A 23,656-nucleotide genomic window follows, 5' to 3' on the forward strand; every position below is an offset into this window, starting at 1 on the left:
TCTTAAATGGACAGGGAAGCCGAAAGGCTTTGAAACAAATCCTATAGGAATCCAGGAGTCATTCCAGGTATCCGGATCCAACTGGAAATTCTCTTGGATTGAGCTCTTACTACTAATATACGAGGAGGATAATGGCTTGAATGTGTATATAGCAAAACGGTTGCTTTCGATCGTCCCTGTTTTAATTATAGTGGCTGTAGTTATTTTTACTCTGATTCATTTAACCGGAGATCCCGCATCGGTGATCTTGGGCCCAGAAGCGACGCCGGATGCGGTTCATCAGCTTCAACAAGAGCTGGGCTTAGATCGTCCCTTATATCAACAGTTTATTATCTGGTTTTCTGATATTTTGCGCGGGAATTTTGGGGATTCGGTGTATTTGCAGCAGCCTGTCTTGCATGTGTTTGTTCAATATCTTGGACCAACATTGAATTTGAGTATCTTTGCTGAAATCATTGCACTAATCATTGCGATTCCTATGGGGATATTGACCTCCACCAGGAAGGGTTCCAAAACTGATCAAGCGGTCATTGGGTTCTCGCTGTTTGGTATCTCGCTACCTAACTTTCTGCTAGGGATGTTTCTGATCCTATTGTTTTCAGTGAACATGAAACTGTTCCCGGTTTCTGGCTATGTTCCCGTCTCTGTCGGGTTGTGGAATCACATTTACTCATTAATATTACCTGCTTTTGCATTAGGTTTTATGCAGGCAGCCATCGTTACTCGGATGACCAGATCGTCAATGATTGATGTGTTAAGCACGGGATATATAAAAACAGCACGTTCCAAGGGGCTGAGCAAAAAAAGCGTGATTTACAAACACGCCTTTCGAAATGCGTTACCAACTGTACTAGAAGTTGTTGGGCAGCAATTTTCAACGCTTATTGCCGGGGCAATTGTCATAGAAACTGTGTTTAACATACCTGGATTAGGTCAATTAATGATTAATTCGATTCAACGAAGGGACTTTCCTTTGATTGAGGGTATCGTGTTAATTGTGGCAGTTTCCCATGTTATGATTAATCTCATTATTGATTTACTGTATGGAGTTATCGATCCAAGAGTAAGACTCAGTAAATAATAAATGAGAGGAGTGAACAGAGAGAGTGGAACGAATAACGGCAAGTGCCACGAAAATTATTAATGTCAAGCATCAATTGCAAAAAGAACGAAGGAGACTGTTCATCAGTCGTGTTTTATCTAACCGATTGATTATCATTAGTGCGATAACCTTTATACTTTTGTTAGTCGTATCTTTACTGGCACCATTGATCGCTCCATATAGTCCGTTAACAATGCGTGTGCAGGATAGATTGCAGGCTCCAAGCATGGTGCATTTTTTTGGGACCGATAATTTTGGTAGAGATGTTTTTAGCCGGACAATTTATGGTACACGGATATCAATGTTTGTTGGGTTTACAGTCACAATCATTTCTGCAGCTATCGGTACAGCTGTTGGCTTATACGCTTCCTATTATAAGGTATTGGATCATATACTGATGAGAATTTGTGACGGGTTGATGTCTTTTCCAGCTATTTTATTGGCGATCATTATCGTCGCGGTATTCGGGCCAAGTACAAGAAATGTTATTGTAGCTTTAGTTATTGTATTTGTTCCATCCTTTGCTCGTATCGTCCGATCGGCCGCGCTAAGAATAAAGGAAAGAACTTATATCGAAGCAGAAAGGGCCATGGGGGCAAGTTCGGCAAGAATTATTTGGCTACATATCATGCCGAATGCTCTCTCGCCTCTCCTAGTTCAGACAACCTATATCTTCGCGATAACGATTATTACGGAAGCCATGTTGAGTTATTTGGGAGCCGGCGTTCCGGCACCAAATCCCAGTCTGGGAAATATTTTATACGACGGGAAAATAATAATTCTAAATGGATGGTGGATGACTGTTTTTCCTGGTCTGATGGTCATTGTTATCGTATTAAGCGTGAATCTTTTTGGCGATGGGATTCGTGATTTGCTGGACCCCCATTCTAATAATTCAAAATGAGGTTATAGATATATGGAATACAATCATTTGCTTGAGATAAAGAACTTAAAGGTTCACTTTTCTACGGAGCAAGGGAAAGTTGTAGCAGTTGATGGTGTATCATTCTATGTGGATTCCGGTGAAATACTTGGGATTGTTGGTGAATCAGGTTGCGGAAAGAGTGTCACTTCAGAATCTATTATGAGGCTGCATCCCGAAAAAACAACAAAATATGAGGGAGAAATTTTATACAAAGGCTCTAATTTGTTATCTTTGTCACTTGATGATATGAGGAAGATTAGAGGAGATAAAATTTCTATGATCTTTCAGGATCCCATGAGTTCACTAAATCCGGTTTATACCATTGGAAATCAAATTGCAGAATCAGTGAGGCTTCATCTGAAAGTTTCACGCAAGGATGCGTGGGATAAAGCCGTACAATTACTAAAGTTCTCGGGTATCCCAAGCCCTGAAAAAAGGATTCATGAATACCCTCATGAATTATCGGGCGGAATGAGACAGAGGGTAATGATTGCATTGGCAATAGCTTGTGATCCAGAGCTGCTGATTGCTGATGAACCAACAACAGCCCTTGATGTAACGACGCAGGCGCAAATTCTAGATTTAATCCTTAATCTAAAAAATGAATTTAAGATGGGCACAATTTTTATTACCCATGATTTAGGTGTGGTAGCTGAAGTATGCACACGGGTTGTTGTCATGTATTTAGGACAGGTTATTGAAGAAGCCGATGTACACCAACTATTTGATTCGCCGTTGCATCCTTATACCATAGGATTAATCCAGTCCATACCTCAGATAGATGGAGACCGGACGAAAAAATTACACACCATATCTGGGAAAGTGCCCTCTCTCCACCATATACCTAAGGGGTGTCGTTTTGCACCCCGCTGCCCTTACGCCGATGATCTCTGCCGCACCAAGGAACCAGATTTAGTCTCCTACACTGAAAATCATAAGGTTAAGTGTTGGCATTATGAAAAAATAAAAGGTAAGGAGACTATTTCATATGGCTGATGTTATGAGACACCCCTTTTTAAAAGTTGAGAACTTGTCTAAAGAGTTTTCTACCCATAAAAAGATTGGACGGGTTCATAAATTTGTTAAAGCTGTAAATAATGTCTCTTTTGAACTTCATGAAGGAGAAACGTACGGCCTTGTCGGTGAGTCCGGATGTGGAAAAAGCACGACGGGCAGAAGTATACTAAGACTTATTGAGCCGACATCAGGAAAGTGTCAATATAAGGGACAAGATATTGTTCAATTGAACAAAAAACAAATGTTTTCAATTAGAAAGGATTTGCAAATGGTCTTTCAGGATCCTTATTCTTCACTTAATCCTAAAAAAAGGATTGGGAGTATTCTGGAAGAGCCTATGAAGATTCATAAAATTTACAAGACACATGGTGAAAGAACCGAAAAAGTGATGGATCTACTGAACAGGGTAGGATTGCAGATGGATCACTTTTACAGGTTCCCCCACGAGTTCTCAGGAGGACAAAGGCAAAGGATCGGGATTGCCAGAGCTTTATCTGTCAATCCAAAATTAATTGTCTGCGATGAGCCGGTATCGGCACTGGATGTGTCCATCCAATCGCAGATCCTTAATCTAATGGAAGATATTCAAGAAGAAACTAATGTAACATATTTGTTTATTGCTCATGACCTAAGTGTCGTAAGGCATATTTCTGATCGTATTGGGGTGATGTATCTTGGACGTTTGGTAGAGGAAGCGAAAACTGATTCCTTGTTTTCCGAACCCATGCATCCGTATACCCAGGCACTTTTGTCTGCGATTCCAGTAGCAAATCCGAATAGGAAACGCGAGCGCATTCATCTGACTGGCGAAATTCCGTCTCCTATGAATCTTCCGAATGGATGTGCTTTCCATACGCGGTGTCCATTTGCAAAAGAAATATGTAAGGTTCAAGTTCCCACTATAAAAAAGATGGGTGAAGATCATAAGGTGGCATGTCACCTTTATTAAGATCTTAATGCCCAGTTGCTTAGTCAATCAATAGGTCAAAACAATTCTCAGTTATAATTCCAAAGGAGGACTTGTGATGAAAATAGCTTTAGCACAATTATCCAGTACGATTGATAAGAAGAAAAATCTAGAAAAGGCGTTAGCTTTTATTGAAAGTGCAAAGAAACAAGGCGCTGATTTCGTTATCTTTCCGGAAATATACATGGCACTTGCCATTCCAGGTGCTCAGATCACGGCGATAGATGCTGCTGAGCCGCTGGACGGTCCATTTGTATCGGAACTATGTAAAGCTGCAAAGAAGAACGGGATTTATGTAGTATGCGGTATTATAGAAACCAAAATTGATGATCATGAACGTCCATATAATACGGCTATTATGATTAACCGTGAAGGGGCAATCATTCGAACTTATCATAAAACCCATCTTTATGATGTTTTTGATTATAAAGAATCAGATGAGTTTGTCCCAGGTGAGGCACCCTCCCAGATTGTTGAAACAGAGTTCGGAAATATTGGGTTGATGATTTGCCACGAGTTGAAATATCCTGAAGTTCCAAGATTGTTAGCTCTGCAAAGAGCTGATGTCGTGTTTATGCTCTCAGCCTGGGTAGCAGGGCCTATGAAAGAGGAACAGTTAAAGACATTACTTTCTGCAAGGGCCATTGAAAACAGAATGTATTTCTGTGTTGCTGATCAAACGCAAAATATCTTTATAGGAAGAAGCATGGTTGTTGATCCTTTGGGGGTAGTGACGGCAAGTGCAGGGGATGAAGAAAGATTAGTTATTTCCGATATTGATTTAGATTATATGAAGGAACTGAGAACAAAGTTTCCAAATTTCTCAAATAGAAGACCTGGATTATATAAGGGGCTAAGCGAAGCTTGATATATTTCAAAATACATGATAATTGGTAATTATAGGAGTTTCTGGAATATTTATACCCATTAAAAGATCATATTTCTGTATCGTTGCCTACTAAAATACTTGGTTTCGAATAATAATACAATGAGTGTACGTTATACGTTAAAGTTAAAACAGGTTCATTATACGCCATGATACAGCCTTTAACCTGATCGATTGGATACTGACATAATAGTAAATTATTTATGGATTATATTGGAGCTTACTTATGAAGAGCAAAATCATCAGTGTAGGAATTGATATTGGGACAACGACCACACAAGTCATATTTAGTGAATTTACTATACAGAATACTGCAAGCGATTTTCACTTACCCAAAGTTAAAATCACTGAGAAAAACATTATATATAAAAGCGCCATATATTTTACCCCACTAATATCCAGAGAAAAAATAGATCTCTCAGGGTTAAAAGGGCTGATCAGTCAGGAGTATAAAAGAGCAGGAATACGCAAGGACAATATTTCTACAGGCGCAATTATAATAACCGGAGAAACGGCAAGAAAGGAAAATGCTGAAAAAGTTCTTAATGCCCTTTCTGATTTTGCAGGAGACTTTGTCGTGGCGACTGCAGGAGCTGATCTCGAAGCTATACTCGCAGGCTTTGGATCGGGAGCTGCAGAAATGTCAAAGAACCACTCAAAGAAAGTTGTGAACTTGGATATTGGAGGCGGTACGACAAACACGTCTGTATTTTTTGAAGGGGAAATAGTGGATTCATATGCACTCGATATTGGAGGAAGGCTGATAAGATTTAATAAAGAAAACAAAATTATTTATATATCTGACAAGATAAAAACAATAATAGACAGTTTAAAATTGAATCTTCATATTGGAGCAAGACCAAGTTTTGAGGACTTGAATAAGCTGACCGATAAATTTGCCCAAATTATTCTAAAGGTTGCAAACAACAAAGAATTATCCGATGAAGAAAAAGATCTGTTCATTCAACACAGAAATAAGGATGTTAGAACAGAGATAACAATGTTTTCTGGTGGTGTGTCGGAGTTCATTTATCACAACGCCGAGATAAATACATTAGAAGATACCACGAAATTTGGAGATATCGGTCCACTTCTAGGCTACTCCATAAGGAAAGTTTTAGAAAAAGACAGGAAAATTTTTTTGGAACCTAAGGAGAAAATAAGAGCTACTGTCATGGGAGCGGGGATCCATTCGATAAAGCTGAGTGGAAGCACAATTATCTTTGACGAGGAGATATTGCCCATAAAAAATATTCCCATCTTAAAAGTCTTCAGCAATGATGATAGGGACCTTGTATACCTTTATAAAAATATTTGTAGCAAAATGGACTTATATCCAGACGAGTATGTTGCCGTTGCCTTTAAAGGTCCAAAGGCCCCTAAGTATTTACAAATAAAAAAAATGGCGGAGTCAATTGTTAAAGCCTTTGAATATCGTAATCATCCAATCATTGTCGTTATAGAAAACGATTTTGCTAAAGCTTTAGGACAAACGATTAAAAATATCGTTAGAGATTCCAGAAAAGTAATCAGTATTGACAATATAGAAGTAGATACCGGTGACTACATTGATATAGGAAAACCGATAGCTAATACAGTCCCTGTCGTTATAAAAACCTTAATTTTTAAGAATTAATTCGTTAGCAATGAGAGCAGGTGATTTCATTTGATTTTGAAGATGAAACTCTTTGGGAAAATCTATTCCTTTAAAGATATAAAAGATGTACTGGCTAAGGCAAATGAAGAAAAGTCTGGTGACGAACTGGCGGGGATTATGGCCAGAAGTTCAGCGGAAAGAGTTGCCGCAAAGGTTGTATTATCCGAGATAACGCTTGAAGAGCTGAGAAATCATCCAGTTGTCCCATATGAGAAAGATGAAGTAACCAGATTAATACAGGATGCAGTGGATGAGATTACTTATAAGCAAATCAAATCTCTAACTGTTGGAGAACTAAGAGAGTTTATTTTAAAGTCGGATGAGAATGGTATAAAGGGCATACGGGATGGTTTAACATCTGAAATGATCGCGGCCGTGACAAAACTTATGAGTAATATGGACTTGGTTTATGCAGCTCAAAAAGTAAAGAACACCGCGACTTGCAATACGACTATAGGTAGAAAAGGAACTTTTTCGGCAAGACTTCAGCCCAATAATGCTAAAGACGATATAGATGGAATTATGGCATCCGTCATGGAAGGTATTAGTTATGGTGTCGGTGATGCCGTCGTTGGACTAAATCCCGTGGGGGACAACATCAATGGGGTTTCACTGATCCTTAATAAATTTAAAGAATTTGAGGGAAAGTGGAACATACCAACACAAAACTGCGTACTTGCCCATGTATCAACCCAGATGGAAGCTTTAAAACGAGGGGCACCTGTAGACCTCATGTTTCAAAGTATTGCCGGATCTGAGAAATCAAACAGAGCTTTTGGTATAGATGTGGCGCTTTTAGACGAGGCGTACGCACTTATGCAAGAGAAAAAAAGTTGCAGCGGAAATAATTTTATGTATTTTGAAACAGGTCAGGGATCTGAATTATCATCAGATGGGCATCATGGATCAGATCAGGTGACTATGGAAGCAAGATGTTATGGCCTGGCCAAAAGATACCATCCCTTTTTAGTCAATACAGTTGTTGGCTTTATTGGACCGGAATATTTATATAATGGAAAACAGACGATTAGAGCCGGACTTGAAGACCATTTCATGGCTAAACTTACAGGATTGTCCATGGGTGTTGATTGCTGTCATACGAATCATATGGCTTCAGACCAAAATGATTCGGAAAATCTAGAAATGTTACTTGCAGAAGCCGACTGCAATTATATAATGGGTTTGCCCGTAGCAGATGATGTCATGTTAATGAATCAGACAACCAGTTTTCATGACATTGCGACAATTAGAGAAATGACAAACAAAAGACCCATAAAAGAATTTGAAGAAAGCATGGAAAATCTGGGTATAATGGAAAATGGAAAACTTACCGAAAAAGCCGGAGATCCGTCCATATTTATGGTCTAGGAGTGAAATATAGTGCCCGAGCAATTGATTAGAGATATTTCTTCTGCTGATTACACTTCCAGAGTGACGATAACCAATCCGGCGAACATGGAAGCGTGTATAAAATTGAAACAATCTACTAATGCAAGAATATGTGTTGGTAGAGCGGGGACAAGGTATAGAACTGAAACCTTGCTTAAATTCTTGGTAGATCATGCAGCCGCCAATGATTCTGTTTGGTCGAATGTAGATGAAAATATTATAGACAGGTTAGGCTTTTTAAAAGTAAAAACACTAGTAAAAGATAAAGAGGAATATATTAAAAGGCCAGATTTAGGTAGAAGGTTCTCAAGGGAAACGATGGAGGAAATAAAAGAAAAGTGTATATCTGATCCTGATGTTCAAATCATAGCGGCCGATGGGCTCAGTGCATTTGCCATCGATGCAAATATAGAGGATATCTATTCAGTCATTTCGGATGGGGTTCAGGCAAAAGGATACAAAATAGGCACGCCAATATTTGTTAAATATGGCCGGGTAGCCACAATGGACATGATCAGTGAGGCGCTAAATGCCAAAATAACCGTGAACTTAATAGGGGAGAGGCCGGGGCTTGTCACTAATGAAAGTATGAGTGCCTATATGGCCTATGAGTCCAGTACTTCAAAACCGGAGTCACAGAGGACGGTGATTTCTAACATCTATAATGATGGGACGCCGAACGTAGAAGCCGGTGCGCAGATCGTGTACTTAATCGAATTGATGATGAAAGAAAAGAAGAGCGGAATTGATTTAAAGCTATAGAAATTAAAGAGCGTTATTGATGATATAGACTTTATATGTAAATTATGGAAATTGGAATTGATTTATTAAATCATCTATTAAGTGAAAATATATTTCATGAGATGCTGGAATTTTTTGAAACTAGCATGGGTAGGATATGGGAGGGGGAACCCTTATGAAGATCTATACCGGTCATGGCGATCTTGGCAAGACAAATACATTGAGCGGCGCTCGCCCGTTGAAAAGCAGTCCGATCATTCAGCTGAATGGCAGTATGGATGAGGTTTCCGCGTCAATCGGCTATCTGTCTTCACAGATTCATCGATCTTTAGAGGAGAAGCAAAATTTTGAAGGCTTGGGGGATGAGCTGAAAAATCTGATCTGGATTCAGAACGCTTTCTACCACATGGGTATTGAAGTGAGCTCAAATTTTTCAAGAATTTACATTGATAAAAGTCATGTCTCATCTCTTGAGTCAAAAATCGATCTGTTGGATCAGCGCGTGGATCCGTTGACTGAATTTATCTTATACAGCGGTTCGACATCAGCGACCTATGCCCAGATAACACGTGCAATAGTTCGCCGATGTGAGCGGGATTATGTAGCTTTATTAAGCAGCCTCGATACAGAAGTTCCACAGAGCTATATTTTTATAAATCGTGTATCGGATTATTTCTTCCAGCTCTCCCGGTATTTAAATAAACGTGCCGGTATGAAAGAAGAAATCGTAACCAAGTGGGAATTACGCAAAAAATATTAGTAAACCTGTTGCATTCAAGGATAGTATGGCACAGCTAATAATTTCATACGTCATGATTCAGGTGTTTTCTTTTGAAAGCTCAATAGGGAAGTTGGTGAGATTCCAACGCGATCCCGTCACTGTAATTGGGAGCGATCTGCTACTTAAGCCACTGTATCATATGGGAAGGCGCAGAAAGCGATGATCATAAGCCAGGAGACCTGCCTGATTCATCACACGAAAAACCTGCGAGGACAGGAATGTGTATATCATGCAATACGCTACGTTTGCTACTGTATAGACATTTCGGCACCTCCAGGTCATGGGGGTGTTTTTTTATTCGATCATTCAACAACCTCATTTCTGATTCATTAGTATACCAGCGGTGTCCCGCTGGCAGCAGAAATAAGCTGTGTTTCATTTACTTTTAGGAGGATAAAAAAAGTGAAAAAAGGGTATACATTATTAATTGCTATCATGATGATTTTAGGCGCCTTAACAGGTTGCGGTCAGACTGATCAAACGAGCTCTAGTCAAAACAAGACAGAGCAAGGGGAAAAAATAACCTATCCGGTAAAGATTAAAGATGCTGTAAATAAAGAGGTAGTCATTAAGAAGAAACCGAATAAAATCGTTTCTTTGATCCCAAGTAATACAGAAATTGCTTTTGCTTTTGGACTTGGTGATAAAATCGTCGGCGTTTCAGATTTTGATAATTATCCAAAAGAAGCAACCAAAAAGACAAAAGTAGGCGGAACGGATCTGAATGTTGAAAAAATCATTTCCCTTAAACCGGATCTCGTGTTAGCGCATGCGTCAGCTGCTCATGATTCAAAAGATGGCTTACAGCAACTCAGAGATGCAGGGATCGCTGTTGTCGTCGTTAATGATGCGCAGAATTTCACGCAAGTTTATGATTCTATTGATATGATCGGGAAAGCAACGGGTGAAAGTGAAAAAGCGGACCATCTTATTCAGAATATGAAAAGCAGGATCGCGGCGATTAAGAAAAAAACCGCGAAAATTAAGGCAGCCGATAAGAAAAAGGTATACGTTGAAATTTCGGGTGCGCCGGATATTTATACGGTTGGGAAAAATACATTTATGAATGAAATGTTGTCTGTTATTCATGCCGACAACATTGTGACAGAAGAGGGCTGGGTGAAGGTTGATCCTGAGGAAATCATCAGACAAAATCCGGATGTCATCATTACAACTTATGGATATTATGTAAAAGATGCCGTCAAACAAGTGTCAAACCGAAAAGGATGGCAGGAGATAAACGCCATTAAACATAAGCAGGTCATCGATGTGAACTCAGACGAAGTGACGCGTCCAGGTCCGAGAATCGTCAAAGGGGTAGAAGATCTTGCCAAAGCGGTTTATCCGGATCAATTTAAATAACAGGAAAGCAGCTTATGTGATCGCTGTTTCTTTTCTCATGGTATCCCTGTTTCTTGGCATTTCAATCGGCACGGTTTATATTCCTTTAAGGGATTTACTTCAAATCAGCCTTGGGATGCTTCACGTGATACCAGAAGGCCATGTAGATCAGACGTTATCGACGATTGTCATCAACATTCGCCTTCCACGGGTCATTCTCGCAGGACTGGTGGGCGCATCGCTTGCTGTTGCAGGAGCTGCTTTTCAGGGATTATTACGGAATCCACTCGCCGATCCCTATACGTTAGGCGTTTCATCCGGGGCATCCGTGGGGGCTGTGGTGACTTTATTTTTTCATTTTACCCTGCCTTTTTTCGGCCACTATACGCTGCCCATGCTCAGTATTGTCTTTTCATGGCTGACGATTTTGCTCGTTTTATTATTTGCTCAAAAAGTGGACCGATCGATGCGGGTCGAGACCATTATTCTCACAGGCATTATTTTCAGTTCTTTTTTAAGTGCGATGATTTCTCTAATGATTGCCTTGACAGGTGAGGAGTTAAGGCAGATTATCGGCTGGCTCCTGGGTGGTGTTTCGATGCGCGGCTGGGCTTATGTGCAAATTATTTTTCCCTTCTTCATCATCGGTTCTTTGATGCTGATGCTGAATGCAAAGGAATTAAATGCCCTGACTTTTGGCGAAGAGAAGGCTTACCATTTGGGTGTCAATGTTCAAAAAAGGAAGATGCTTATTTTAACAGCAGGATCGATTTTGACCGGGGCAGCGGTGGCCGTTTCCGGGACAATTGGTTTTGCAGGATTAGTGATTCCACATGTCGTGCGCTTATTATGGGGATCCGATCATCGACATGTATTACCGCTGTCGCTATTAACCGGAAGTGGTTTTTTAATTTTAGCTGATTTGGTCGCTCGAACCATTATTTCACCCATTGAGCTCCCTATTGGCGTCATTACGGCTTTGATTGGGGCTCCCGTCTTCGCAATGATTTTATTGAACAGCCGAAAAGAAGGAAGAAGATAAAAAATGCTAAAGCTTGAGAATGTTTCAGGGGGGTATCCGGGAAATCCGGTGCTTAAGCATGTCTCCTTTGCTGTTCAAAAAGGGGAACTGTTTGGTATATTAGGCCCGAATGGAAGCGGCAAGACCACCTTATTAAAAATGCTGAGCGGCATACTCCCTTATCAAAAGGGTTCCATTCTGGTAAAGAACCGCTCTGTTCGCCATTATACGGCGAAAGAACTGGCGCAGCTCATGGCCGTACTCCCTCAGATTTCGCCGCAAAATTTTTCCTATACAGTAAAAGAAGTCGTTGCGCTTGGCCGTTATCCGCACCAAAAAGGCCTGTTACACGCCTGGGGGGAAGAGGATGAAGCGGTCATTCAAAGGGTGATGAAACAAACCCATGTGAAGGCATTTGAAAATCATTCGATCCGGGAGCTGTCCGGTGGAGAACAGCAGCGCGTCTATCTGGCACAGGCTCTTGCCCAGGAACCGGAACTCTTACTTTTAGATGAACCCACGAATCATTTAGATCTTTCCTTTCAAAAAGGGCTGTTCGATCTGTTAAAGCAATGGACGGTTCAAAAGAAATTGACCGTGATCTCTATTTTTCATGATCTAAATCTGGCCGGGCTATATTGCGATCGCCTGCTTTTGCTTCAGAATGGAGAAGTACAGGTGGATGCCCGCCCAGATGAAGTGCTTAAAGAAGCAAGGGTGAAAAACGTCTACCGGACAGAAGTGAAGAAAATGCCCCACCCAAAGGTGCCCGCTCCACAAATGCTTCTCTTACCTGAACGGGATTCATCAGAAGATCGTGTACTAGATGAGACTTTTTTAGACATTCAGGAGGACTGGATCGCTTATCAGGCGCCCTTTCAGCTGCGCACCCTGTATTCAGGCGTTATGGGTGCAGGCACAGGGTGGTATCAGAGCTTTGTAAACCGCCATGTGAACCAGGATGAACCACGCGATGATTTGAAAAAGGAAATGACTTTATTTTTACACAAAAATGGTTTTGAGCCGAGTGACACGGTCGGAGTGATGTCATCTGCTTTCCCTGAAGATGTTTCCTGTCATTTATATAAGAGGGATGGGTTTTCTTTATTTGTTGTTGTGACAGCAGCTGCGGGCAGTGCCGTGGGAGCATCCGGGGGAGAGGAGCACGCTCTTTCAGGGACGACATGGCTGTTTATACATGGTGAACTTTCGGAGGAAGCATTTATTCAGAGTATGATCACAGCGACTGAGACAAAAGTAAACGCGCTGCGGGACTCAGGCATCATGGGGAAAACCGCTATAGAGGGGCGGCTGGCAGGCCATGTGCTTGTGGCCGCTACACAAAAAGGAAAGAAGATCGGCTTCACAGATCCCATCACCCCACTCGTGAAGCTTATTAGCCAGGGGGTCGAGGCATGCACAAGGGAAGCCCTGCAAAAAAGCAGGAGAAGGGAGGTATGAAGAGTATGATGCGGGCAGGAACGTTAATCTTTATCACAGGCGGTGTAAGAAGCGGCAAGAGCGCTTTTGCAGAACGCATGGCCATTCAATGCGCTGAAGCGACGTCAGGTTCCCTTCACTATATTGCAACGGGCAGAGCAACGGATCAAGAAATGGAAAGTCGTATTTTGCGCCATCAGGAGGAAAGAAAAAATGGTCCGTATCCCTGGAAAACATGGGAACAACCGATGGATATCGGGCAGCTGGCTCCTTTTTTTCAAAAGCATGATGTTGTATTGCTTGATTGTTTAACGACGCTGTTAAGCAATGAACTTTTCCATGAAGGGAATCACCTGGAGGATGGGACCGTTCCACAAAAAGTGAAAGATCACATAATGAACGGACTCATTGCCGTATCCCAGAACTGCAGGGTACTCATCGTTGTCAGTAATGAAGTGCTTTTTGAGCCGATCCATCAGAAGCTTGTCCTTTTATATGCCAGGCTCCTTGGCGAACTTCATGTGCAAATCGTAAAAATAGCTGAACGTGCGTATCAGATGGAAGCAGGGATTCCCCTGTTAATGAAAGGAGAACCACTTTGAAAGGGATATATTTTGAAGACAGCATTCCTTGCGCCCATCTGTCGCTGAAGGCACAATAGCCGTGCCATTTGAGTCCACAATATGACCGGCGGCTTCTTATATGTCATTCGATAGAACGTTTTAGATGGAACACGGGGAAAAACATCATTTTCGATTGGAAGACTTGGATCATGAAATGGATAAAAGGCATGATGATCAATTTACAATTTTTCACCTCTATTCCGATTCGCTGCGAGATTTCGATGGATAAAGACAACATCAATCATGCGATTAAGACCTTTCCCATTTTAGGTTTGATACAAGGCCTTCTTTACGCATGCATCCTTTATCTTGCTTTGAACTGGACTCCCTTTTCTTCGCTGGCTGCTGCCTTTTTCGTGTGGGTGGCGATGATTGTGATCACGGGAGGGATTCATCTTGATGGGTGGATCGATGCAAGTGATGCCTATTTTTCCTATCAAAGTATAAAGAAACGACTGGAAATTATGAAGGATCCCCGGACAGGGGCCTTTGGCGTGCTTGTGGTGATCGTCCTTTTAGCGGCAAAATTTTTATTTATCTATGAAACGGTTATACGGGAAAGTGCCACTACTTATCTTTTAATTGCCATGATTCCCCTCATCAGTAAAAGCATCATGGGCATGCTGATCATTCATGTGAAAGGGGCAAAAGCTGACGGATTAGGCGCTTATTTTAAACAGGCTGCAGATAAAAAAACATTGGGTATTTATCCAATTTATTTTTTTATTATTCTCGTATTAGCGGGATCAGTAAATCAGCGAGCCTTCATTGGCGCATCCATCTTACTCGTCACCATGGTTGTGCTCTATTTTGGCCTATCTCATAAAGCCGTCAAGTGGTTTGGCGGTATTACAGGAGATGTCGTTGGCGCATCTGTAGAAGGGTCGGAGCTCGTGTTATGGATGATGGTCTGGTTATTACATTATTTCGTCACGGTTTAACAGAAGAAAATGAGCGTCATGCTTATATCGGCTGGACGGATTCGCCTTTAAGCAAGCAGGGAAGGGCAGAGTTATCAGGAAAAATGTTGACCCCCTGCCATTATGTTGCGACAAGCGATTTAAAACGCTGCCGGCAAACGGCGGAGCTTCTCTTTGAACATGTTTCACAAGAGGTCTATCCGGAATTCAGAGAAATGAATTTTGGAAATTGGGAAGGCAAAACGTATGAACAATTGAAAGATGCAGGGGTCTATCGCAGATGGTTAGAAGATCCCTTCCATGTTTCCCCTCCCCAGGGCGAATCCTTTCAGGCATTTGCGAAGCGTATAGATCAAGGCTGGAAGAAGTTAAAAAGGAAAATCATGATGGAACAGCTGAGTCGGGTCGTTTTGGTTACCCATGGGGGCGTGATACGTTATTTGTTATCCACTTATTCAAAAGAAAAGACGGATTTCCGGGATTGGAACGTATCAAACGGGTATGGCTACGCGCTCATCTGGGAAAGTCGGGACATGTTCAGGAGGGGAGAAACATGCACTTCGTTACGGGAGGTGCCTTTAACGGAAAAACAGAGTGGGTGAAAAATTTCTATCATCACCCTGGTGAAAGTGACTTTGATGTTGTTTCTGCCTGCGCGCTTTCAGATCCGGCAGCGGGCCCGGATCTAAGCCAGTCTGAGAACTTAATGATAGTTGGGATGGAGCAGTGGGTAAGAAAAGAATTAACGAAGAACCATGCAGATCAGGTCAGATCCCTTTTTAATGCGAGATTGGAAAGCTGGAGCCAGTGGGAAAAAGAAGAAGCCAGCCGAAAGCTTGTTATTATCGGAACAGACATAACGAAGGGCATTGTCCCTGTAGATAAGAATGATCGACTGTGGCGAGACGTTACCGGATGGGTCTTTCAGGATATTGCCAAACGGGCAGATCGTGTCGATGTGATCTGGTATGGGCTGAACCAAAGATTAAAATGAGGGAAACCTGCAGACACGAACAGGGGATGAGGGAAAAACACGTCTGATCTGAGGCCATGTGAAAGGATGAGATCCGTGTTGAAACTACGGTACAGTAGGCGAACTAAAGCAGCAGCCACCATCCATATCGCATGCAGTAACAAGAAGACTGGAGAGCTTCGTGCTTCAGATTTGGCTCGCAAATCATTTTTTGGCCTGGGGAAGAGCCGTCAACGATCGGGTAAATGTTAAAGACGTGAAGATACGAAGTGGAAAAGTCTTTCAAGGAGGGAGTAAGAAAGATGAGAAATCGCAACAAGGGTAATAAACTTGCGTGGATGGGCATCTTTATTGCCTTATCCGTCGTCGGTGCTTATATTAAAATCCCTGCTGTGCCTGGCAGTATTGCTATACTTGCAATACCCCGAGTTCGAGTATATGCTGCTTTTCAAGTGAGGTGGGGAAAACGATGAGAGATGTCTCCGTTATCCCTCTTACTGAAGATGAATCGATGATCGTCGCTGTAGATAATAGCGGAGCGGTTGGGATGAAGGCTCAGGATGAGGTCCAAGTGCCGTATGCTGTGGTGTCTTACTTTGCTTTTCGAACAGCGGTAATGGAATGTATTTCGGCGGGGGGCCATCCTTTTATTGTGATCATCCACAATTTTTGCGGGAACGATGCCTGGGCTGAACTTGTTACAGGGGTAAAAAAAGGGCTGAAAGAACTGAATTTCATGGATGTACAAATTACAGGCAGTACAGAAACCAACTTCCAGCTGAAACAGTCAACGATAGGCCTGACGGTATTAGGAAAAAAGGCAATGGGAGGGGTTGAAGTCCCTCTAAATATCAAAAAGCAAAGAGTAGCCGTTATCGGCTCACCGCTTGTTGGCGAAGCGGTGCGGGACAGACCAGAAGAGATTGCTTCCCTCCATTTATTCGATTCAATAGCTCAGATCAGTGGCGTTACTCTTTTTCCTGTAGGTTCTAAAGGAATTTTATATGAACTGAATCAGGCATTCTCGGAAAATATGAATGATCGTCAAGTGCAGACAGATGTCGATATCATGCAATCTTCAGGACCGTCAACCTGCTTTATTGCTATTTATCCAAAAAAATTAGAAGACAGGATCCAGAGTGAAGCAGGTTCACTCTTTCATCTGGTGCAGTTTGAGGTTTGAAAAATAGTAGACGTAGGTATACATTGTTCACCGACCATCTTTGCCAAAAATCTCGTTGTAAGGATACGTTTTGGCATTACCTTTTTCAGATTCTTTCAAAGCCTGTTCTTCTTCTTTAGTCAAGATCTCGTCTTCGTAAGGAAGCAATAATTTTTTACATTCGTTCAATTGTTTACGCAATTCCTTAGCCTATTCGTCTGTCATATTTAAAATATCTTGAATCAACATTTCCTTTTCGGTAGGTTGACGAACAGTCATTTTCAACACTCCCTTTTTTTCTTTAAAAAGCAGTTGACCACTATCTGAAGAAAGTTCACCACCATCGTTTGATAGCTTGATTTTTCGATTGAAATCTTTGAAATCTAACGTGATTTGCGATAAAGTAGTCTTCATAAAGGATCCTCTCTGGCTGTTGTGGTGACTTAATTTCACCAGATTTGGATCCTTTTTGCGTGCACTTTTTTCATGCACGGGGTGTAATCGAGAAAAGTGATCAGTTCAAGCATCTGAGCATCTTGGAGAAATTCTGAATAAACTAGGATTATGATGATTTATTTGACCGTTTTTGTGTTATTTCTTTTTATTATTTCAGAGGAGGTAACGTGATGAGATGAATTTGCAGTTTTCTATAAGATTGTTGGTCGCTGGAATCCTGGGAGCAGTCATTGGTTTAGATCGTGAACTGCGCTCAAAAGAAGCAGGTATCCGTACCCATTTTCTTGTTTCTCTTGGAAGTGCCTTGATTATGATTGTGTCCCAGTATGGGTTTGCCCAGATTGCATCGGAAACTAAAATTTCTCTTGATCCAAGCCGTATTGCTGCCCAGGTAGTCAGCGGTATCGGTTTTATTGGAGCGGGGACTATTATCGTTCAGAAAAGATTTGTGCACGGACTGACAACAGCGGCCGGGGTTTGGACAACATCAGGTGTTGGTCTGGCGATCGGATCAGGAATGTTTCTGGTGGGGATCTGCGGAACGATTTTAACTCTCCTTGGGTTAGAATTACCGAGCATTTTTCTGAAATCAAGAAAAAACATGACCATTGCATTTAACTATTCATCAATCAACAAGACGTCATTGCACGCTGCTTTCAACCTGTTTGATCATGATGATGTTCTATCTTACTCGGTGAAAACGGGGAAGGACAAGGATAGCCGTAAAATATATTACGTCAGTCTTGTCGTTCGTTCAACAAAGACAGATTACAAAAAACAGAAAATTAGTCAGTTGCAAAAATTAGATGAGGTCGTTATTAATCTGGTTGAGTAAAAAGCAGACTTCAGAAATAAAAATCATAATTGACATAGAAAGGGGTGTCATTGATTAAACGGGATCCTGATCGGTGTAAGTCGACGAAAGCAACTTCACTCCATTTTCCTTCAGTGCCTGCTGTATATCTGCAGGGCATTCACCATTGGTTATCAGCGTCGAGACTTCTTTCAGACCACAAATATGCGCAAAAGTCGTTACACCAATTTTACTGTGATCCGCCAGCACAATTGATTTCTCCGAACGCTATATTTTCCCATCCTCATCCAAAAGTTTTAAGATGCTCTGAGCGAATTGATTCGTTGGCCTTGCCGCAACTGCAGGTACATCTTTCTTTGGTTGGATCATTTAATAAACGTTCAACTAACGTCAAACATGATTACGTTGGGTTAACACAATAATAAACAGCCATGCTAATCAAGGATTGTCAGCGGAGAAAACCCGACGATTTACAGCTGAAATGAATCCCGGTTCAGTTGTACCCTCTTTGTGAAACAGTATCGCGGTGAATGCTCTTGTAATAGATTGAAACATTAATAGATAATGTCCTGAGTTTCTGCACTTTTCTTTTCCAGATGATAGGTGCCCGCCTTCAGTTTTCCGTCTTCCCCGCCGACAGGATAGCTGATGGTTACGGTGATGGTATCGTTATTCAGCGTGATGACGGCTTTTCCATTTTTGGATTCACCTGCCGCGTCCATCGCGGCCGTATAACTTTTTGTGGTAAAGTCTGCTTTCGCTTTCCCGTTTTTATCGAATAGAACGTACATGTCACCGGTTGTTGTGGCCTCGTCTCCGAACATGGCGTTAATATTGACCGTTGCAGGCATCCCTTCCGAAAAGGTGAGGTTCACTGCAACCTGCTCCACGGGACCAACAGACTGTGCCCAGTTTCCCTGATAACTGCTGAAGGATGGCTGAGCTGCGATTAGCTTTTGTTTATTATTTACCTCGTCAAGATTCCGGGAATCAGGACTGTCCATCAGGTAGTCTGGTATGGGCAGGGAGACGAATCCCGCTGCATAAGGAGCGACTGCATAAGGTGGAAACAGAAAGTCCATGCCTTCTTTTGTCCAGTAGTAGCTGGTAATATCGTCCGGACCGAAAGATTTTGAATCGTACAGGGGATACTTGTCCGGGTGAGCTGCTAAATAGTTGATGGCAAAATGTCTGGCCTGACTGAGATATTTCTCTGATGAAAAATTATCTTCAAGCGGGACTTCATTTCCCGTTTTAACATTGAAATTAAACACGGTTCCCTGGGGGTTTCCGTGGACACCACCGGTACCGATGTCATTGATCAACAGCAGACTGATTTTCTCCGAAGATAAATATTTTATTTCATAGTTCAGTGTCGAATAATACGGAGGCAATTCTGCACCGGCGTCTTGTTCAAATTCTTTCTTATCTTTTTCATATTGAGAAAGAATTTTGATCCGGTCAGAGTAGACTTTTCTTACATAAGTCTGGAGTTTCTGATTCATTTTCTCCTGGGCATTTCTGTTGACCATTCCGTCAATCTGCGGATATTCGAGGTCCTTTGTCCGATAATGATGTTTCTCAATACGTGGGTTTTCCTGTATGTTTTTCGGGCCTGGTTTTTGATTCTGCTTCTGTTCGTAATCCTGCTCCTGCTTCTGTTCCTGAGTGTGGTTCACACTCTCTCCGGACCAGCTCGTCCGGGCACAGCCTGCCACAGCCAGACTCAGTGCGAGTGTTAAAGCGATGAAAAGTCTTCTTTTCATAAACTGCCTCCGTGTAAATGAATGGCTGAGAATGGGTCATTCAAGAAATGATAAGCTATGTATCTTCGTCTTTTAATCCAGTAAACGCAATCCATCATAGCATCATTTTAATTTTCTGTGCAAGCGGGCCAGGAGATGCCTTACTCGAATCATTCTATGCATATTGTTTTGAAAGAATGGGTAAAAGCAGTTAAAGTCCCCTGAATTTTTGAAAACTTAATAACTGGTTTTAGACCTTTAGTCACCAAAAGAACGTTCTGTTTCCGGTAAATCATGCAGATTTAATTTTATTTTTGTCGAAAGCGCATTCATCATTGGGCCTTTATACCAATTTCATTATTCTGTGAAGTTGATAAAATGGAAATACAGAACTGAAAAACAGCTAAATAAGGCTTTGTGAACATTGGAGCGTGGATTATGCACAGGAGACGGTTTTTAGTCACTGCTTTTATCCTGATATCAGGCTTAACGCTGGGAGGCTGCGGATTAATGATAAACAGCACGGATCATCCAGATACATCACAGCAGAAGGAAGAAGCAAGCAGTTCACCATATATGCCTGTCCAGGACTATATCGGACAAGGTTACTCGTTCAACAACGGCGAAGAAGAAGATGCCTTTGCGAAAACGCATAAAAATGAGATTGTGGAACAGGTGGATCGGTTTTTCAAAGAGAAATACCAGCTCGAAGTGACGACACATCATCTGGTAGGGGCGAAAAATGCAGTTGTAGCCTTTGTCGAATCGAAGGGTGAGCCGCACTTTCATACTTCAGTGATCGTTCCCGTGGATCTTGAGAATCAGCAGGTTACCGGTGACGTTTGGGCGTATGAAGGAGAAGTCGAAGGGGCGATTATGGCTGGGCTTTATGTGATGGCCTATGAAGAAGAGTTTAAACGTTTGGATCAATTTGTCCAGTCAATTACAGTAAAACATCCGGTAATAGGTAAACGGCAGAATGCAGTAAATAATACAGGCTCTGGCTATGTAACTTCCAATTATTATGTTAGTACTATGGACATTAATTTTCCCGAAGCGTATAAAGCATACATGAGTAATCAGCACATTTCAAAAGAAAATTTACGTCAGTTAATCGAGCAACAATCATTTGATCCAAATGGAGTGTTGATTAGTTTAACTTTTTTTATGAAAGAAAAGCATGCCGCTCCTGATAAGAAAATTGCTGATTCCGTTATTGAACAATTCAAATCTATAAAAGGAATAGCTCCAGGAAATTATGGCGTATTTATAAATAGTAATGACATTCTGAAAAGGACGGGGACGGCAAAAAGTGAGGAAGGGACAACTCCTGCCATTGATGACATTATTATAAGGCCAGAGAAATGAGGTGAGATAATGGTTGTAAATACTCAAATTAAGATAACTAATGATCAAGATTTAGTGTATTTAAGCGGATTTACTGTATATCAGCATCCGGAAGTTAGAAAGGAACTAAAAGTTAACGGAAATCGTTACTATGTTGTCAATAGAACCTACGATGACCCCGCCCGTCACGGTCTTGATGCCATCACAGTCAAGGATTTGCAGACCGGCGACATTTCCATCATTTACGAAGGCACGCAGTCTGAACAGGGCAACCTCGACCTTAAGACAGATATCAATTTAGCATTAAATGATTCTGTGACCGCGCAGTTTAAACAGGCTGAAGTCTACTACAAAGAAATGGAAGCGATTTATGGAGACATCGATCATGTTGCCGGCAATTCACTTGGTGGCGGACTGGCCAATTATGTTGCGGTCAGGCAGGATGTCCATTCAGTCACACTGGATCCGGCCATGCTGCCTGAGGATGTGGCGGATAAATATGCAGTGGGAAAAGCAAATAGCCATATCACCAACTATTATGGCAACTATGATCCGCTGACACTGGCACAGCAGGCCGGCGGGTATGATGATCGTGTGCCGGGTGAGAAGGTGACGATCGATTTTGGTGTCAGCTGGCTGCGCTATCTGGCGAACAATCACACCGGCTATGTTTCCGATAAGAACGGCAGAATGAATCAGACGATTACGGTCGGTATTGAAGGGACGCCCTCTTATGGTCAGATTCATTTCATGGCTGACCGGCAGATTGTATCAGATATCTGGTCCGGCAAAACACTGACAGGATCCACGGTCGGATCGGGGCCAAAAATTAAATTGGACAAATCGAGTATGAGCAAACTGGTTCATGCGCTGGATCAGGTCATTTTGGCAGATTTTCAGCAATCGGCCCGTTATCTGGATCGTTCAGTTCAGACGATAGATTATGAGGGAGCCCGCCTCGATGATCGGCAGACAGAAATGAAGAACGGCTTTGAACGGATTATGCGTCAGACGGCAGATCCAATCTTCGAAGAGGCTGATCGGATCACCCGGATGCATGCCATTGTGGTCACTACTCGTGATGAAGCCCGCTGGATTCAAGGATCATGGGTGACGGACATGGCTTTTGCCGGCGTCTGGTCTCTATTGGGCAGGCTGGCGGGTCAATTATATGGAGTCGATCATCCTTTGACTCAGGTCGCCCTGTATCGGAATGATCTTGTTCGGGCGATCATTGAGGCAAAGTACCACAAAACACCGGAATTACTGCGTGGCGGGACAGATGAGTTTCTTGATGGCGTAGTCGAGGAACTGAAAGCGCATTATCACATCGTCAGTAAAAATGTAAAAAGAGTAGAGCAGCAGATAACCGGCTTTCGGAATCAGGTCGAACAAACGCTGCAGGCCATGGATCAGGCTGATCAGTCGATTGCCCAGGCGCTCAGTCAGGGCAGCCCTCTGAAAGCATCGGCACATGTGGAACAGACGGTAAGCGGGAATCTGGAGTCGTCACACTATCTCAAACAGGGAATGGCCATCCGTCGGGAGATCCTGGAAAAGAACTATCAGGCATTCGCTCAGTCAGTAAACGCACGGGTTGGGTCGCTTTTGGCTGGATTAGGCTTTACCGTTCAATTTATTTGCGGCGCGATTCGGGCTGCAATACATGAGATCAGGCGATGTGAAGGCATCGCCGCTTTTGTCCATATACCGTTCACGGATCTGGATCATAGAATCCGCAGATTTTTGGATAACAGCGGAGATGACATGCAGAGGCTGCTTCACCGAACCGAAAATCTCCAGGAAGTACTTCACTATACTCAGAAAAATCTTCCGGAAATCTTGCATGCGTTCAAGCCCTATATTGAAGCCGCCTTATTTGGCGGCACGCAATATCAGGCTGTTATTGCCTATAATCACGTCGCACTCGGCATACTTCAGAATATCAGACTGCAATTTAAAGAAGTCGCCTGGCAGTTAAACCAAAACGAGTCACAGGCGATCACTAATCTCAGCCTCAACGCGCAATCCATCGAATACGATTTAGACACTCTGGTTGAACAAGTCCGGAGAGGGACATGGATTTGACCTGGCATGGCCGTCAACAAAGGCAATGGCTCCCGCGCTGAAGATCCTTCGATTATATGAATCAAGCTTCCGAATTACTGCATATCGATTTTTTAACTCGATGTTACGGCAAGTTCAGCACTGCCTCTGAATCTACGATACTTCTGCCTTCTTCCTGCCCGTATCTTTGACAGGATACTTTATCCCCGTAATGGGAAACAACTGATCATGCTGTGTTATGATAAAAAAAAGAACAGCGATCTCACAAACAAAGGAGTTTAA

Annotated in this window: 23 protein-coding genes and 1 riboswitch; of the genes, 20 read left to right on the forward strand and 3 right to left on the reverse strand. The window is 42.2% G+C overall.

The window, feature by feature from the left end:
- From EWH91_RS11780 to EWH91_RS11865, 17 genes are all read left to right on the forward strand, one after another.
- A partial coding sequence (locus tag EWH91_RS11780; protein WP_326407613.1) for an ABC transporter permease occupies positions 1-1,081 on the forward strand: 1,081 nt, incomplete at its 5' end.
- Between the two features lie 25 nt (positions 1,082-1,106).
- On the forward strand, positions 1,107-2,006 hold the full coding sequence (locus tag EWH91_RS11785) for an ABC transporter permease (RefSeq protein ID WP_240697353.1): 900 nt from the start codon (positions 1,107-1,109) through the stop codon (positions 2,004-2,006).
- 12 nt (positions 2,007-2,018) lie between these two features.
- Positions 2,019-3,023, forward strand: coding sequence for an ABC transporter ATP-binding protein (locus EWH91_RS11790; RefSeq protein ID WP_129930237.1), 1,005 nt, complete (start codon positions 2,019-2,021; stop codon positions 3,021-3,023).
- Complete coding sequence (locus EWH91_RS11795; protein ID WP_129930238.1) at positions 3,016-3,993, forward strand: ABC transporter ATP-binding protein; 978 nt, start codon at positions 3,016-3,018, stop codon at positions 3,991-3,993. Before EWH91_RS11790 ends, EWH91_RS11795 begins: the two co-directional genes overlap by 8 nt.
- A gap of 76 nt (positions 3,994-4,069) precedes the next feature.
- The gene (locus EWH91_RS11800) at positions 4,070-4,879 is read left to right on the forward strand and encodes a carbon-nitrogen hydrolase family protein (protein ID WP_129930239.1); all 810 of its coding nucleotides are present in this window, start codon (positions 4,070-4,072) and stop codon (positions 4,877-4,879) included.
- Between the two features lie 244 nt (positions 4,880-5,123).
- A complete protein-coding gene (locus tag EWH91_RS11805; RefSeq protein WP_129930240.1) occupies positions 5,124-6,533 on the forward strand; it encodes an ethanolamine ammonia-lyase reactivating factor EutA in 1,410 nt (469 codons plus the stop codon).
- A 30-nt stretch (positions 6,534-6,563) separates the two neighbouring features.
- Positions 6,564-7,922, forward strand: a complete 1,359-nt coding sequence (locus EWH91_RS11810; protein WP_206184329.1) for an ethanolamine ammonia-lyase subunit EutB — start codon at positions 6,564-6,566, stop codon at positions 7,920-7,922.
- Between the two features lie 12 nt (positions 7,923-7,934).
- Entirely contained in the window at positions 7,935-8,705 is a 771-nt protein-coding gene (gene eutC / locus EWH91_RS11815; RefSeq protein ID WP_129930241.1) for an ethanolamine ammonia-lyase subunit EutC, read from the forward strand.
- A 154-nt stretch (positions 8,706-8,859) separates the two neighbouring features.
- Positions 8,860-9,444 carry a cob(I)yrinic acid a,c-diamide adenosyltransferase gene (locus EWH91_RS11820; RefSeq protein ID WP_129930242.1) on the forward strand — a complete coding sequence of 195 codons (585 nt, stop codon included), beginning with the start codon at positions 8,860-8,862 and terminating at the stop codon, positions 9,442-9,444.
- A gap of 42 nt (positions 9,445-9,486) precedes the next feature.
- Positions 9,487-9,666: riboswitch (cobalamin riboswitch) on the forward strand.
- 201 nt (positions 9,667-9,867) lie between these two features.
- The gene (locus tag EWH91_RS11825) at positions 9,868-10,827 is read left to right on the forward strand and encodes a helical backbone metal receptor (protein WP_206184330.1); all 960 of its coding nucleotides are present in this window, start codon (positions 9,868-9,870) and stop codon (positions 10,825-10,827) included.
- A complete protein-coding gene (locus EWH91_RS11830) occupies positions 10,793-11,848 on the forward strand; it encodes a FecCD family ABC transporter permease (protein ID WP_129930243.1) in 1,056 nt (351 codons plus the stop codon). The genes EWH91_RS11825 and EWH91_RS11830 overlap by 35 nt, the downstream gene beginning before the upstream one ends.
- Positions 11,849-11,851: 3 nt before the next feature.
- A complete protein-coding gene (locus EWH91_RS11835; RefSeq protein WP_129930244.1) occupies positions 11,852-13,288 on the forward strand; it encodes an ABC transporter ATP-binding protein in 1,437 nt (478 codons plus the stop codon).
- Entirely contained in the window at positions 13,285-13,869 is a 585-nt protein-coding gene (locus EWH91_RS11840; RefSeq protein WP_240697354.1) for a bifunctional adenosylcobinamide kinase/adenosylcobinamide-phosphate guanylyltransferase, read from the forward strand. Before EWH91_RS11835 ends, EWH91_RS11840 begins: the two co-directional genes overlap by 4 nt.
- 170 nt (positions 13,870-14,039) lie before the next feature.
- Complete coding sequence (gene cobS, locus EWH91_RS11845) at positions 14,040-14,831, forward strand: adenosylcobinamide-GDP ribazoletransferase (protein ID WP_129930245.1); 792 nt, start codon at positions 14,040-14,042, stop codon at positions 14,829-14,831.
- On the forward strand, positions 14,789-15,412 hold the full coding sequence (locus EWH91_RS11850; RefSeq protein WP_129930246.1) for a histidine phosphatase family protein: 624 nt from the start codon (positions 14,789-14,791) through the stop codon (positions 15,410-15,412). The genes cobS and EWH91_RS11850 overlap by 43 nt, the downstream gene beginning before the upstream one ends.
- Positions 15,364-15,804, forward strand: coding sequence for a bifunctional adenosylcobinamide kinase/adenosylcobinamide-phosphate guanylyltransferase (locus tag EWH91_RS11855; protein WP_129930247.1), 441 nt, complete (start codon positions 15,364-15,366; stop codon positions 15,802-15,804). The genes EWH91_RS11850 and EWH91_RS11855 overlap by 49 nt, the downstream gene beginning before the upstream one ends.
- A gap of 448 nt (positions 15,805-16,252) precedes the next feature.
- Entirely contained in the window at positions 16,253-16,966 is a 714-nt protein-coding gene (locus EWH91_RS11865) for an ATP-binding protein (protein WP_129930248.1), read from the forward strand.
- Between the two features lie 189 nt (positions 16,967-17,155).
- Here the strand turns inward: EWH91_RS11865 and EWH91_RS14930 are convergent, their stop codons facing one another.
- Positions 17,156-17,359: a hypothetical protein gene (locus EWH91_RS14930; protein WP_129930249.1), complete on the reverse strand. Its 204-nt coding sequence runs from the start codon at positions 17,357-17,359 to the stop codon at positions 17,156-17,158.
- A 217-nt stretch (positions 17,360-17,576) separates the two neighbouring features.
- Here EWH91_RS14930 and EWH91_RS15170 point away from each other — a divergent pair, with 217 nt between their 5' ends.
- Positions 17,577-18,236 (forward strand): MgtC/SapB family protein, encoded by a 660-nt coding sequence (locus EWH91_RS15170; RefSeq protein ID WP_129930250.1) that lies wholly within the window; start codon positions 17,577-17,579, stop codon positions 18,234-18,236.
- A gap of 54 nt (positions 18,237-18,290) precedes the next feature.
- Here the strand turns inward: EWH91_RS15170 and EWH91_RS14510 are convergent, their stop codons facing one another.
- Both EWH91_RS14510 and EWH91_RS11880 read right to left on the reverse strand, forming a co-directional pair.
- Positions 18,291-18,464 carry a hypothetical protein gene (locus tag EWH91_RS14510; RefSeq protein ID WP_165364319.1) on the reverse strand — a complete coding sequence of 58 codons (174 nt, stop codon included), beginning with the start codon at positions 18,462-18,464 and terminating at the stop codon, positions 18,291-18,293.
- Positions 18,465-18,769: 305 nt separating this feature from the next.
- Positions 18,770-19,981, reverse strand: coding sequence for a DUF3298 and DUF4163 domain-containing protein (locus tag EWH91_RS11880; RefSeq protein ID WP_129930251.1), 1,212 nt, complete (start codon positions 19,979-19,981; stop codon positions 18,770-18,772).
- Positions 19,982-20,470: 489 nt separating this feature from the next.
- On the opposite strand from EWH91_RS11880, the gene EWH91_RS11885 reads away from it, so the two are divergent.
- Together EWH91_RS11885 and EWH91_RS11890 are read left to right on the forward strand one after the other, a co-directional pair.
- Complete coding sequence (locus EWH91_RS11885) at positions 20,471-21,328, forward strand: DUF1672 family protein (protein ID WP_165364320.1); 858 nt, start codon at positions 20,471-20,473, stop codon at positions 21,326-21,328.
- Positions 21,329-21,337: 9 nt separating this feature from the next.
- Positions 21,338-23,395, forward strand: coding sequence for an SA1320 family protein (locus EWH91_RS11890; protein WP_129930253.1), 2,058 nt, complete (start codon positions 21,338-21,340; stop codon positions 23,393-23,395).
- Positions 23,396-23,656 lie beyond the last annotated feature (261 nt).

It is taken from the genome of Sporolactobacillus sp. THM19-2 (assembly GCF_004153195.1).
Classification (GTDB): domain Bacteria; phylum Bacillota; class Bacilli; order Bacillales; family Sporolactobacillaceae; genus Sporolactobacillus.

Bases quoted from the DNA above. Each gene is read 5' to 3' on its own strand.
- EWH91_RS11880 (WP_129930251.1), bottom strand. From the start codon at position 19,981: ATGAAAAGAAGACTTTTCATCGCTTTAACACTCGCACTGAGTCTGGCT.
- EWH91_RS11795 (WP_129930238.1), top strand. From the start codon at position 3,016: ATGGCTGATGTTATGAGACACCCCTTTTTAAAAGTTGAGAACTTGTCT.
- EWH91_RS11835 (WP_129930244.1), top strand. From the start codon at position 11,852: ATGCTAAAGCTTGAGAATGTTTCAGGGGGGTATCCGGGAAATCCGGTG.
- EWH91_RS11840 (WP_240697354.1), top strand. From the start codon at position 13,285: ATGAAGAGTATGATGCGGGCAGGAACGTTAATCTTTATCACAGGCGGT.
- EWH91_RS11805 (WP_129930240.1), top strand. From the start codon at position 5,124: ATGAAGAGCAAAATCATCAGTGTAGGAATTGATATTGGGACAACGACC.
- EWH91_RS11865 (WP_129930248.1), top strand. From the start codon at position 16,253: ATGAGAGATGTCTCCGTTATCCCTCTTACTGAAGATGAATCGATGATC.
- cobS (WP_129930245.1), top strand. From the start codon at position 14,040: ATGAAATGGATAAAAGGCATGATGATCAATTTACAATTTTTCACCTCT.
- EWH91_RS11855 (WP_129930247.1), top strand. From the start codon at position 15,364: ATGCACTTCGTTACGGGAGGTGCCTTTAACGGAAAAACAGAGTGGGTG.
- EWH91_RS14930 (WP_129930249.1), bottom strand. From the start codon at position 17,359: ATGAAGACTACTTTATCGCAAATCACGTTAGATTTCAAAGATTTCAAT.
- EWH91_RS11850 (WP_129930246.1), top strand. From the start codon at position 14,789: ATGGATGATGGTCTGGTTATTACATTATTTCGTCACGGTTTAACAGAA.
- EWH91_RS11890 (WP_129930253.1), top strand. From the start codon at position 21,338: ATGGTTGTAAATACTCAAATTAAGATAACTAATGATCAAGATTTAGTG.
- EWH91_RS11820 (WP_129930242.1), top strand. From the start codon at position 8,860: ATGAAGATCTATACCGGTCATGGCGATCTTGGCAAGACAAATACATTG.
- EWH91_RS11800 (WP_129930239.1), top strand. From the start codon at position 4,070: ATGAAAATAGCTTTAGCACAATTATCCAGTACGATTGATAAGAAGAAA.
- EWH91_RS11790 (WP_129930237.1), top strand. From the start codon at position 2,019: ATGGAATACAATCATTTGCTTGAGATAAAGAACTTAAAGGTTCACTTT.
- EWH91_RS11885 (WP_165364320.1), top strand. From the start codon at position 20,471: ATGATAAACAGCACGGATCATCCAGATACATCACAGCAGAAGGAAGAA.
- EWH91_RS15170 (WP_129930250.1), top strand. From the start codon at position 17,577: ATGAATTTGCAGTTTTCTATAAGATTGTTGGTCGCTGGAATCCTGGGA.